Annotated in this window: 10 protein-coding genes; 5 read left to right on the top strand and 5 right to left on the bottom strand. The window is 56.6% G+C overall.

Going from position 1 to position 12,057, the window contains the following annotated elements; translation table 11 throughout:
• Nucleotides 1-2: 2 nt before the first annotated feature.
• Both mprF and HW561_RS04010 read right to left on the bottom strand, forming a co-directional pair.
• Nucleotides 3-2,612, bottom strand: coding sequence for a bifunctional lysylphosphatidylglycerol flippase/synthetase MprF (mprF, locus tag HW561_RS04015; RefSeq protein WP_176861914.1), 2,610 nt, complete (start codon nucleotides 2,610-2,612; stop codon nucleotides 3-5).
• Nucleotides 2,613-2,755: 143 nt separating this feature from the next.
• Entirely contained in the window at nucleotides 2,756-3,184 is a 429-nt protein-coding gene (locus HW561_RS04010; protein ID WP_176862290.1) for an Lrp/AsnC family transcriptional regulator, read from the bottom strand.
• 86 nt (nucleotides 3,185-3,270) lie between these two features.
• Here HW561_RS04010 and rocF point away from each other — a divergent pair, with 86 nt between their 5' ends.
• Entirely contained in the window at nucleotides 3,271-4,191 is a 921-nt protein-coding gene (gene rocF, locus HW561_RS04005) for an arginase (RefSeq protein WP_176861913.1), read from the top strand.
• Nucleotides 4,192-4,292: 101 nt separating this feature from the next.
• Nucleotides 4,293-5,336: an ornithine cyclodeaminase gene (locus HW561_RS04000; protein WP_176862288.1), complete on the top strand. Its 1,044-nt coding sequence runs from the start codon at nucleotides 4,293-4,295 to the stop codon at nucleotides 5,334-5,336.
• 50 nt (nucleotides 5,337-5,386) lie between these two features.
• On the opposite strand, the gene HW561_RS03995 is transcribed toward HW561_RS04000, so the two are convergent.
• The 3 genes from HW561_RS03995 to dctP are packed head-to-tail and all read right to left on the bottom strand — an operon-like array spanning nucleotide 5,387 to nucleotide 8,498.
• Nucleotides 5,387-6,790, bottom strand: a complete 1,404-nt coding sequence (locus tag HW561_RS03995; RefSeq protein ID WP_176861912.1) for a TRAP transporter large permease — start codon at nucleotides 6,788-6,790, stop codon at nucleotides 5,387-5,389.
• A gap of 3 nt (nucleotides 6,791-6,793) precedes the next feature.
• A complete protein-coding gene (locus HW561_RS03990) occupies nucleotides 6,794-7,423 on the bottom strand; it encodes a TRAP transporter small permease subunit (RefSeq protein ID WP_176861911.1) in 630 nt (209 codons plus the stop codon).
• 58 nt (nucleotides 7,424-7,481) lie between these two features.
• The gene (gene dctP, locus HW561_RS03985; RefSeq protein ID WP_176861910.1) at nucleotides 7,482-8,498 is read right to left on the bottom strand and encodes a TRAP transporter substrate-binding protein DctP; all 1,017 of its coding nucleotides are present in this window, start codon (nucleotides 8,496-8,498) and stop codon (nucleotides 7,482-7,484) included.
• A gap of 428 nt (nucleotides 8,499-8,926) precedes the next feature.
• On the opposite strand from dctP, the gene acs reads away from it, so the two are divergent.
• From acs to HW561_RS03970, 3 genes are all read left to right on the top strand, one after another.
• Nucleotides 8,927-10,891 (top strand): acetate--CoA ligase, encoded by a 1,965-nt coding sequence (gene acs / locus HW561_RS03980; RefSeq protein ID WP_176861909.1) that lies wholly within the window; start codon nucleotides 8,927-8,929, stop codon nucleotides 10,889-10,891.
• A gap of 7 nt (nucleotides 10,892-10,898) precedes the next feature.
• Nucleotides 10,899-11,582, top strand: a complete 684-nt coding sequence (locus HW561_RS03975) for an adenylate kinase (RefSeq protein ID WP_176861908.1) — start codon at nucleotides 10,899-10,901, stop codon at nucleotides 11,580-11,582.
• Between the two features lie 185 nt (nucleotides 11,583-11,767).
• Nucleotides 11,768-12,052: a DUF4212 domain-containing protein gene (locus HW561_RS03970; protein WP_176861907.1), complete on the top strand. Its 285-nt coding sequence runs from the start codon at nucleotides 11,768-11,770 to the stop codon at nucleotides 12,050-12,052.
• The last annotated feature ends 5 nt before the right edge of the window (nucleotides 12,053-12,057 follow it).

Here is a 12,057-nt window from a genome sequence, read left to right as displayed (position 1 = left end):
GCTTATTTCGTCAGTCCGCGCAGACCGCCCGAAATCAGGATATTCACCTCGTACAGAATGCGCGGCGCTGCAAAGCCGCCGGGGCTGGCCAGATAGTTGGGGCTCCATTCCGGGTCGAATTTCTGCTTGAACGCGCGCAGTCCTTCGAAGTGATAGAACTGCTCGCCATGTTCATAGACAAACCCGCCAATCCTGTTCCACAACGACGCCAACTGCCGGTTCTCAATCCCTGAAAACGGCGCCGCCCCCAGCGAGAACCAATGAAAGCCCTGCTCGGATCCCCAAACCATCATTTCAGCAAACAGCGCATCCATGACAAAGCTCGGGCTGTCAGGTTCATAACGCATCAGGTCAAGCGACAGCTCGGACTTATCGCCGCCTTGAAACAGATTGGCGAACGCCATGATCTGACCTGTCTCACCGTTTCGCAGTACGGCATGGTCAAAATAAGACAGATAGTCGTCGTCAAACCCACCAAGGGCAAACCCCTTTTCCTCACCAGCTTTACGCGCGAGCCAGTCATCTGAAATCTGCCGCAGCTCCGGCAGAACAGGTGCGATGTTTTCCTTTGGGATGATCTCGAACACATAGCCATCACGTTCGGCGCGGTTTTTGGCCTGACGGAACCTTTTGCGGGATTTACCATCCAGCGAGAACTCCTCGAGCGGCACGCGCGCGACTTCACCGATCTTTAGGATCGACAGACCAAGGTCCAGAAACGTCGGCAGGTATTTCGTCGAGACGCTGTAGAAAGCGCACAGCTTCCCTTCACGATCCGCCATTTCGCGCATTTGCCAGATCAATTGCTGCCCGGCCTGTTCATCACCCACCGGCTCACCCTTTGAGATGATGGCGTTTCCAGTGTCGGCATAGGCGATAAACGCCGTTTCATCCGGCGAGATCAGGAATTGCTTATCGCCGGTCAGGGAAATCTGCGACTCTGTATCCTCACTCTCCATTACAAGACGTTCGACGACTTCAGGAATGTCAGTACGGACCGGCACCGGAATTTCCCGTCCGAACAGCGAGGTCACAGCAACCACGCCAAGGATCACCGCCACCACAAGGCTGGAGCGTAAAAAGCGCGAGGCATCGCCGTTCCACGCAAACTCCCACCACAGCGCGTTCTGGTATTCGACATGGGAATACGCAAACAGACCGATCCAGAAGATCACGGCCAACAAAGCGATAACGCTGACAAGCCAAGGAATGTTCAACCGAAAGATCGACGCCCCGCTGACACGGTAAAACGCCCCCCGGAACATGGCCAGCATAGCGATCGTGCCCAGCATGCCGACCGCTTCGTGCGTATCCAGACCCTTGGCGATTGAGGCAACGAAACCCACCACCATCAGCAGCATGGCAACAATCCATGCGCGGTAGAGTTTACGGAACAACCCGCGTGACACGAGGAGCAGCAGAACACCCACAGCACTGCCTGCAAGATGCGAGGCCTCGACAAAGGACAGGGGCAGAAACTCACGCAAAGCCCCCAAACTCTGGCTGTCAGACGGCAACGCGCCAGAAACCAACAGGATAACACCGGCTACGGCTGCGACACCGGCTGCGACCATTGGAACAATCGGGCGAATTACGCGATAGACCCATGTCGCCGCTCCTCCGATCCGGTGGCGTTGGGTCAGGGCCGAGGCAACTGCGATGGACAGGCTGGCGATTGCAAAAGGCAAGAACGTGTAGACGACCCGATAAAGAAGCAGGGCCGCAATGACATCCGAGCGACCCGATGCGCCGAGACCGGCAATCAGCGTGGCCTCGAAGACACCAATACCACCGGGTGCATGGCTTAGAATGCCAACGGCGATGGCCGCTATATAGATGGTGAAGAAATACGGGAAACCGACGCCTAAGTCGTCCGGCATCAGAACGTACAGGGTCATGGACGCGCCAAACAGGTCGCCTAACGCAGCCAGTGTCAAAAGGCTTGCCAGTTTTCCACCGGGTAGATTGAATCCGAACCCGGCGAAAGACAGCCTGCGTCCCCCACTGGACAACCAGATAAACAGACCAACCAATCCTGCCAACAGGCACAACCCTATGACGGTTTCCGTTGTCTGACTGATAGGAATCGCATTTGACACCCCGTCCGGGTGAAAAGTCAGCAGCAGACCGAGGATCAATACGAACCCCATCCAAAACGCGACCCATGACGTGGCGATCACGCCTGCTACACGTTCCAGATCCAACCCTAGCGACGCGTATATCCGATACCGGATCGCAGTTCCCGTGATGTATGAGAAGCCCAGACAATTCGACACCGCATATCCGCTTGCGCCTGCCATTCCGGCAACGGGCAGAGGCACTTTGCCTTCTGCCACGCTCTGCACTGCGAAGACGTCATAGAAAGACAGCGACAGAAAACTTACAACGGTCCAGCAGAGTGCGAAGAACATGAGCTTCCACGAAGTTGCCGAGATATCGGCCTGCACATCCGACCACTTCACGTGCGAGGACAGCTCATGCAAAACCGTCAAGGCAATGAAGGTAATCAGAACGGGAATCACCACCCGCACCCAGGGTTTTTCCAACAAGGTCGTAGCCTTTTGAGCCCAACGCACAGCCCGGGGTTCCTTGCCGGTCTCTTGTTTGGTCATGATGATTGCCCCTGCTCTTGTACTTTTAGGCGGCTATTCTTAGGCGCTTGCCAAATGACAGATCACACCGACACGGCCCGCCTGCAAACTTTGGCACAATTGCATTGGAACTCAAAGCACTACGGACGACCGGGCAGATCATCTCAATAACGCCCCTTACGTGTCGAGAGGAGCAAGTTCGTCTCGGACCGAGTGATCCCTTCCATCCGGCGGATCTGAAATAGAACCTCATCCAGTTCCGCCAGAGTTTCCGTGCCGATCTCGGCAATCAGATCCCAGCTTCCATTTGTCGAATGCACTGCGCGAACCTGCCGCATGGCCGCGATCCGGGCCATGGTCCTTTCGGTACCGCGCCCTTCGATTTCCAGCATCATCAACCCACGTACCGGACTTTGTGCCACGTCGCGTCGGGTCAGTACGGTAAACCCGACAATCTCACCCGATTGCTTAAGACGCTGCAACCTGCTGCGCACCGTTGTGCGTGTTACACCCAGAATTTCGGCCAGTTCTGACAGCGAAGCCCGAGCGTCACGGTGCAAGGCACTCAGCAAGCGATTATCCAAATCGTCCATAAAGTATTCCCATTTCGTCACTCATTGTTTCATTTTGAACATTTTGCCATCTTCCAGCAAGACATATCGACAGGTTAAATGGACACATGGATATCAAAGACATCATTTTGGTCGGCGCACCCATGGATGCCGGCAAACGCAGCCAGGGATGCCGTATGGGCCCGGATGCGTACCGTGTCGCAGGCCTGCAAAAAGCCCTGACCGACCTTGGTCACACAGTAACCGACGCAGGGGATGTTCGCCCTGACGATGTGGATCTGTCTGAAGACCCACATTTGTTTGCCCTGCCCGAATGTGTGGGATGGACACGCGCGCTCAGCGAGGCAGCGCAAAATGCCGCCAAGCATGGACTTCCCATCTTCATGGGGGGCGATCATGCGTTGTCGATGGGTACGGTTGCCGGAATGACGGCACACGCCCAACGGATTGAGCGACCACTGTTCGTACTTTGGCTCGACGCGCATAGCGACTTTCACACACCCAGCAGCACAGACAGCGGCAATCTGCACGGTACACCTGTGGCATACTTTACCGGGCAGCCTGGGTTTGATGCCTTCCCACCCCTGCCCTCTGTTGTGCCAACCAACCGGGTCGGCATGATCGGGCTACGTTCCGTTGATCCAGCCGAACGCGCTGTGTTGGAACAAGATCACGCCATGCTGGCCGACATGCGCAGTATCGACGAACATGGCATCAAGGCCCCGCTTTTGGCCTTCCTAGAACGCGTTCGGGCCGAAAACGGCATCTTGCACGTTTCGTTGGATGTGGATTTCCTCGACCCCGCGATTGCGCCTGCGGTTGGCACCACTGTGCCCGGCGGCGCCACAGAGCGCGAGGCGCATCTGGCGATGGAATTGCTGCATGAAAGCGGGTTGGTCTGCTCACTGGATCTGGTTGAATTGAATCCATTTCTGGATGAGCGCGGGCGCACCGCTAAACTGATGGTCGATCTCGCCGCATCCCTGTTGGGACGCCGCATCTTTGATCGCCCAACCTGGAGCTTCTGATGTACGCCCTGCAAGCGCAATCTGTTCCGACACTTGAAACCGCCGCAGGATCGGTGCGCTGCAAGAATGCAGGCGCCCACTTGGCCCGGCGATAGGAGAGCATTATGCAACCATCAGACAAGGCCCTGGTGCCCTTTGTATCCGTCGATAACATGATGCGACTGGTCCACCATATCGGTGTTGAACAGATGATCACTCAGATCGCCCAACAGATCGATTCTGACTTCAAACGCTGGGAGAGTTTCGACAAAACGCCACGCATTCCGGCCCATTCGCCCCATGGCGTCATCGAATTGATGCCCACCTCGGATGGTGAGGCTTATGGGTTCAAATATGTGAACGGCCACCCAAAGAACACATCCGAAGGGCTACAGACGGTCACTGCCTTTGGCCTTTTGGCTGATGTCTACACCGGCTACCCCACTCTGTTGACCGAAATGACAATGTTGACAGCGCTTCGCACAGCGGCAACTTCGGCTCTGGTCGGCAGCTATCTGGCCCCCAAGAACGCATCGACCATGGCGATGATCGGTAATGGCGCACAGTCTGAATTCCAATGCCTCGCTTTCAAGGCGATGTGCGGGATCGATACTGTTCGACTGTATGATACTGACCGCAATGCGACCGCCAAATGCGCCGCAAACCTTCAGGAAAGAGGGTTGACCGTGGTTGCATGCCAAACACCCGAAGATGCGATCGAGGGTGCCCAGATCATCACCACCTGTACCGCTGACAAGAAAAACGCCACGATCCTGACCGACAACATGGTTGGCCCCGGCGTCCACATCAACGCAATTGGTGGCGATTGTCCCGGCAAAACGGAACTGCATCGCGACATCCTACTCCGCTCAGAGATATTCGTTGAATACCCGGAGCAAACACGGATCGAAGGTGAAATTCAGGCGCTAGAGGCCGATCATCCTGTAACAGAAATTTGGCGCGTGATGACCGGACAAGCCAAGGGCCGCACGGATGACCGTCAGATAACCCTGTTCGACAGCGTGGGATTTGCCATCGAGGATTTTTCGGCCCTGAGATACATCAAGAATGCCATTGGAGGCACTGATTTCTATGAACCTTTGGACATGCTGGCGGACCCAGATGATCCACGGGACCTGTATGGGATGCTTATGCGGGCACAGTGAAGAACCCGCAGTGTCAATGAACCTACCCCGGCATTTGCCGGGGTATTTTTTTATCCGGCCAAAGACGGCAGGTAAAGAACGATGCCGGGAAAGGCCACAAGCAAAGCAATGGTCACGCCATCCGCGATAAAGAATGGCGTCACGCCTCTGAAGACGTCCTGAACACTCAGGTCTGGGCGCACACCTGCCACGACAAAACAGTTCAAACCGATAGGTGGCGTTATCAGACAGAACTCGGCCATTTTAACCACAAGAATGCCAAACCAGATCGCGCACATGGGGCCGGACATGCCAAATGCACTGTCTGCGGCACTCACCGCCTCACCTCCGTTCAGGGCCATGACCGCCGGGTAAACCACCGGCAATGTCAGCAGCAGCATTCCGATGGCATCCATGAACATGCCCAGCACCGCATAGGCCAGAAGGATACAGATCAGGATCAGCATCGGCGACATCTCAAGCGATGTAATCCAATCAGAGAACGCACCTGGAAGATCCGCAAACCCCAGAAAACGCACGTAAATCAAGACACCCCAGATGATCGAAAAGATCATGGCGGTCAGTTTCGCCGTTTCCAGAAGGGCCGACTTGAACTCGGCCCACCGCATCCCGTGGAACAGAGCAAAACAGAACACGATGAAGGCTCCGATTGCGCCACCTTCGGTTGGTGTGCCCCACGCCTTGTCGCCAAATGGATTATAGACAAAGCAAATGATGATCAGGATCACAGCGACAATCGGAATTGCGCCCGGCAGCGCGGCAAAGCGCTGTTTCCACGTAAAGCCGGTAACGGGAGGGCCCACCGATTTGAAAACAACCGCAATGCCCACGATCAACATGCCGTAGACCACAGCGGAAAATGCCCCCGGGATGAACCCCGCCAACAGCAGCTTGCCGACGTCCTGCTCGACGATGATAGCGTAGATCACAAGAATTGCAGACGGCGGGATCAGCGAGGCCAGCGTTCCCCCTGCGGCCACGACTCCTGCAGCGAAACGCTTGTTGTAGCCGGCGCTCAGCATCTCGGGGATCGCAATGCGCGCAAAGACAGCGGACGTGGCGACCGATGCACCAGAGACTGCCGCAAAACCGGCAGTAGCAAATACGGTGGACACCGCCAAACCGCCGGGAACCCACGCAATCCAGCGCTTGGCGGCTTCGAACAGGGCGCGCGTCAGGCCTGCATAATAGGCGAGATAACCGATCAGGATAAAGGTCGGGATCAAGCTGAGCGTGTGTGAGGCCACCTTGGAATGCGGCACCTGCCCGGCGGTCTTCACCGCCACTGTCAACGCCTTGCCGAACCGGTTCGGATCGTATCCGAACTTGGCCCAGAAGATCCATATCAACCCGACAAGCCCTGCCAGAGCAGCAGCAAAAGCAACGCGCATTCCGGTGACGACAAGAAGCAGCAGACCACCTGTGACCCAGAGGCCGATCTCAATTGATTCCATGCGTTAGTCCTGCCCTTCGAACTGCTCGGCCTCGGCGGCAGCCTGCGCTGCCGCATCCTGATTCATAGGAACCGAAACCGGGGTTTCGAGCCCAAGGACAAAGGCCCGGCCGTACCCCCAAACCTGTAGGGACAGCCGCAGACATAGCACCGAAAATGCAATGGGGACCAACAACTTGCCAGGCCAAAGCGGGACCCCAATGTCAATCGAGCTGTCTCTACTCCAAAGCGGTGCGCCAAGATCGAAGGACCGGTCAAAATGAGACCAGCTGCCCCAGACCAGCGCCATCATGAGGACAAGGATCAAGATCACCGAAATCAGCTCAAACAGCCACAATGCCCGGCCCTGCAACCGCGAGATGACAATGTCCATGCGGATATGCCCGCCGTCGCGCTGGACGTATGAAATGCCCAAAAAAGCGATCAACGGCATTGCTTGTTCTATCCAGTCGACATAACCGGGCAGCGGCGCGTTAAACGCGTTGCGTCCGCCTACGGACACGACGGCCAAAACCATCAATCCAAAAACAGCAAGCCCGCTGATCAGCGCCAAAAAACGCTCGACCCCAAGCAAACGCTGATCCAACTGGCTAAGACGGCTTCCGTCTTCCAGCACCGTGGCTTGTCCTGCCATTCCGGTGTTCCCCTGTATTATGAAAAACCGGGCACCTAATGGCACCCGGTTCGTGTCATCAGTTGCCGCCGCGCTGCTGCTTCAGCGTTGTCTGAACCAGATCATAAAGGTCTTGCCCCGGCAGGCCCTGTGCAGACATGTCAGCAATCCATTGTTCACGGATTGGATCAGCCGCCGTGGTGCGGAACTCTTCGATCACCGCATCGTCAATCATCACCTTTTGAACGCCCTTTTCATCGAGAACGCTGTCCCATTGTTCAAGCAATCCGCCATAGTTGGCCAAATAGTGATCGATCGCTTCATCGATGGAACTGTTTAGCACCTCGCGGTGCTCAGCTGGCAGCGCCTCATAGGCGTCGATATTCACAACGACCGGGCAATTTACAGTGCCGGGGTTCAGGTTGGCCGTCCACCAATCAGCGTCGTTGATGGTGCCAAAAGACAGATGCGCATGCTGGGCAAAGGCAACGGTATCAACGACACCCGATTCCATCGCGTTATACGCCTCGGTCGCCGGGACCGAGGTCGGAACGCCGCCAACCGCCTCGAACGCCTGCCCCAGACCACCGGTGGCACGGACACGCATGCCGTCGAAATCAGCAAGCTGATCGCGTGGCTCACCGGTGCCGACGATGTTGTACTGTGGCATGGGCGACGTCATGATGATGCGCGCATTCCACTGCGCCATTTCGTCTTTAACGGCAGGGTGATCGTATACGGCGTGACTGACCGCAACCTCTTCATCCAGATTGTTCACACCCAGAAATGGCAGCTCCAGAACAGTAATAGCGCGATTCTTGTCCCGGTGATATCCGGCGCAGAACTGGGCCATTTCAAAGGCGCCAATCTCGATCCCATCGAGGTTTTCCTTGGGCTTGGACAAGCCGCCATAGCTGACGTTGATGGTAAACTCTCCATCGGTTTTTTCGCTGACCAGCTCGGCCAGTTTTTCCACATGTTCGGTAAAGGCGCGGCGTTTACCCCAAACGGACGCATTCCATTCGGTGGCGGCGGCTTCGGTGACGAAGGCAACGCCAAGGGCGGCGACGGCGACACCGCTCAACATCTTTTTCATAGTGAATTCTCCCATTGGTGCGCCCCTTCCCGAGGCGCTTGCCAAGGAAGCTAGCGCCAACATACGGATGTGCCAACCCCTGGGGCGGAACAGGCGTAACCACATCTGACCAGCGACATAACGGCCTTGTCCTAGCTAACGTAGAACAGCGAAAGAGGCAGAAGAGGTTTGGGTGCGATAGAGCGTCCTGGCTTCGTTACAGTCAGTATATTGTATTTATTTACTTTTCCTGAGCAATTGAAAAATAATTGACTCAATCACTGCAAAATCAGAAATTTGTTTACAAACAAATTCAAGGATTACGGCAATTTATTTATTTATTTTCTGAACCCGGTAATACTCAGATCGGGGAGGAATGGGATCGACATTGTCTGAACGACGGGCAAAATGACCCAACGCAATCCAGTCCAGAGGGAGGAGCCTCAAAAATGACCATCGCTGCCCAGGCAGATGCCAAGACATATCCGCCATCCGCAGAAACCGTCGCCCGTGCGCATGTTGATGCTGACAAATACGCCGACATGTATGCCACCTCGGTCAAAGACCCGGATGCCTTCTGGGGTGAGCAAGGCAAGCGGCTCGACTGGATCAAGCCTTATACCAAAGTCAAAGACGTAGATTACACTTTCGGTTCTGTCGGCATCAATTGGTATGCTGACGGTACCCTGAACGTCTCCGCCAACTGCCTGGATCGTCATCTGAAGACACGCGGAGACCAGACCGCGATCATCTGGGAACCGGATGATCCAAACGACGCGGCACAACATATCACTTATGCCGAGTTGCACCGCCGCACCTGCCGGATGGCCAACATTCTGGAATCCATGGGCGTTCGCAAAGGAGACCGCGTTGTCATCTACCTGCCGATGATCCCCGAGGCTGCTTACGCCATGCTGGCCTGCGCGCGGATTGGTGCAATTCACTCGATCGTTTTTGCCGGGTTCTCGCCCGACGCGTTGGCCGCGCGGGTAAACGGGTGTGACGCAAAAGTGGTCATCACCGCTGACGAGGCGCCGCGTGGCGGGCGCAAGACACCACTGAAATCCAATGCTGACGCCGCCTTGCTGCATTGCAAGGACACGGTGAAGTGCCTTGTGGTCAAACGCACTGGTGGGCAGACCACATGGATCGATGGGCGCGACTGCGACTACAATGAAATGGCACTGGAGGCGGATGACTACTGCGCCCCAGCCGAGATGAACGCAGAAGATCCACTGTTCATTCTCTACACCTCGGGCTCCACAGGTCAGCCCAAGGGAGTAGTTCACACGACCGGCGGCTATCTGGTCTATGCCGCGATGACGCATGAGATCACTTTCGATTATCACGAAGGTGACGTGTACTGGTGCACCGCTGACGTCGGCTGGGTCACCGGTCACAGCTATATCGTCTATGGCCCGCTGGCCAATGGTGCGACGACACTGATGTTCGAGGGTGTACCAACCTACCCGGACGCCTCGCGCTTTTGGCAGGTCTGCGAAAAGCACAAGGTCAATCAGTTCTACACCGCCCCCACCGCTTTGCGCGCCCTGATGGGGCAAGGCAACGAGTGGGTTGAGAAGTGCGATCTGAGCGATCTGCGTGTGTTGGGCACAGTCGGTGAACCGATCAACCCCGAGGCCTGGAACTGGTACAACGAAGTTATCGGTGGCGGGCGCTGTCCCATCGTCGATACCTGGTGGCAAACTGAAACCGGTGGTCACCTGATGACGCCGCTGCCCGGTGCACATGCGATGAAGCCCGGTTCGGCCATGAAGCCTTTCTTTGGCATCACGCCTGTGGTTCTGGATCCACAATCCGGCGTCGAGATCAATGGCAATGGTGTCGAGGGTGTTCTGTGCATCAAGGACAGCTGGCCCGGTCAGATGCGCACCGTCTGGGGCGATCATGAGCGGTTCGAGAAGACCTATTTCTCGGACTACAAAGGCTACTATTTCACGGGCGATGGCTGCCGTCGGGATGAAGATGGCGATTACTGGATCACCGGTCGCGTCGATGACGTGATCAACGTTTCCGGCCACCGTATGGGTACCGCCGAGGTTGAAAGTGCGCTGGTTGCGCATGCCGCTGTGGCCGAGGCCGCGGTGGTTGGCTATCCGCACGACATCAAAGGTCAGGGCATTTATTGCTATGTCACCCTGATGAACGACCGCGAGCCCAGTGACGAGCTGCTGAAGGAGCTGCGCACATGGGTTCGGACGGAAATTGGACCGATCGCCTCGCCGGATGTGATCCAGTGGGCCCCTGGCCTGCCCAAGACCAGATCAGGCAAGATCATGCGCCGTATCCTGCGCAAGATCGCCGAGAACGACTTTGGCGCGCTGGGCGATACGTCAACCCTTGCTGATCCGTCAGTGGTCGAAGACCTGATCGAAAACCGTGCAAGTAAGTGAGGATGTGATGGACGCCGCTACGATCACCACACCCACCGTTCTGATCCTTCTCGGCCCTCCGGGCGCCGGGAAGGGTACGCAAGCCCGTATGCTGGAAGAGAAATTCGGTCTGGTTCAACTCAGTACCGGCGACCTTCTGCGTGTCGCCGTTGCCGCCGGAACCGAGGCTGGCAAAGCGGCCAAAGCCGTCATGGAAGCCGGCGATCTGGTCAGCGACGAGATCGTCATTGCCATCCTGCGCGACCGCATGGCCGAGCCGGATTGCAGCAAAGGCGTCATTCTGGACGGTTTCCCGCGCACGACGGTTCAGGCCGAGGCGTTGGACGGGTTGCTGTCCGAAAACAACCAAAAGATCAGTGCCGCGATCAGCCTCGAGGTTGAGGACGCCGAAATGGTGATCCGCATCTCGGGTCGCTACACCTGCGATGGTTGCGGTGAAGGGTTCCACGACACATTCAAGATACCGGCGGTCGAAGGGAAATGTGACAAATGCGGTCACACTGAATTCAATCGCCGTGCTGACGACAATGCAGAAACCGTGGCCTCGCGGCTGACAGCCTACCACGCGCAGACGGCGCCGCTGATCACCTACTACGCTTCACATGGCGTCCTCAAACGCACCGATGCCATGGGCAAGATCGAAGACATCGCCAACGATCTGGAGAGGGTCGTTGGTGAGGCGATGAGTTAAGGGGAGGAGAAAGGCCCAACCCGGGCTTTGATCCTACAACAGAATACTTCAAAGGACCCGCCTTGGCGGCCCGGTGGAGTTCTGCCTAACGTCAATCTGGCGTTTGGCGCAATCGAGAAACGGTCCAACGCACTGGAGGAGTTGAGCAGAGGGCCGCCCAAAGAGGAAGCAAGGAGGAACCCGCAATGGCGGATCAATCATCAAACTCTGCGCAGACTGCCGAGGCCGACAAGGGCTATTGGCAGGCCAACCTGCGCTTAATTTTCATCAGCCTCATTATCTGGGCGCTGGTGTCGTTTGGATTCGGCATTCTGCTGCGTCCGCTTTTGTCGGGCATTGCCGTAGGCGGTACCGATCTGGGCTTTTGGTTTGCACAGCAAGGATCGATTCTGGTCTTTCTGGTGCTGATCTTCAACTACGCCTGGCGCATGAACAAGCTGGACGCTGAATACGGCGTGGACGAGGAGTAAGCAGC

The sequence above is a fragment of the Ruegeria haliotis genome (assembly GCF_013377785.1).
GTDB lineage: Bacteria > Pseudomonadota > Alphaproteobacteria > Rhodobacterales > Rhodobacteraceae > Ruegeria > Ruegeria haliotis.
Note: the sequence above shows the minus strand (reverse complement) of the source record. Positions and strands in the feature narration are given on the sequence as shown.

Bases quoted from the DNA above. Each gene is read 5' to 3' on its own strand.
- HW561_RS03990 (WP_176861911.1), bottom strand. From the start codon at position 7,423: ATGGCAGGACAAGCCACGGTGCTGGAAGACGGAAGCCGTCTTAGCCAG.
- HW561_RS03995 (WP_176861912.1), bottom strand. From the start codon at position 6,790: ATGGAATCAATTGAGATCGGCCTCTGGGTCACAGGTGGTCTGCTGCTT.
- acs (WP_176861909.1), top strand. From the start codon at position 8,927: ATGACCATCGCTGCCCAGGCAGATGCCAAGACATATCCGCCATCCGCA.
- mprF (WP_176861914.1), bottom strand. From the start codon at position 2,612: ATGACCAAACAAGAGACCGGCAAGGAACCCCGGGCTGTGCGTTGGGCT.
- HW561_RS03975 (WP_176861908.1), top strand. From the start codon at position 10,899: ATGGACGCCGCTACGATCACCACACCCACCGTTCTGATCCTTCTCGGC.
- rocF (WP_176861913.1), top strand. From the start codon at position 3,271: ATGGATATCAAAGACATCATTTTGGTCGGCGCACCCATGGATGCCGGC.
- HW561_RS04010 (WP_176862290.1), bottom strand. From the start codon at position 3,184: ATGGACGATTTGGATAATCGCTTGCTGAGTGCCTTGCACCGTGACGCT.
- HW561_RS03970 (WP_176861907.1), top strand. From the start codon at position 11,768: ATGGCGGATCAATCATCAAACTCTGCGCAGACTGCCGAGGCCGACAAG.
- dctP (WP_176861910.1), bottom strand. From the start codon at position 8,498: ATGAAAAAGATGTTGAGCGGTGTCGCCGTCGCCGCCCTTGGCGTTGCC.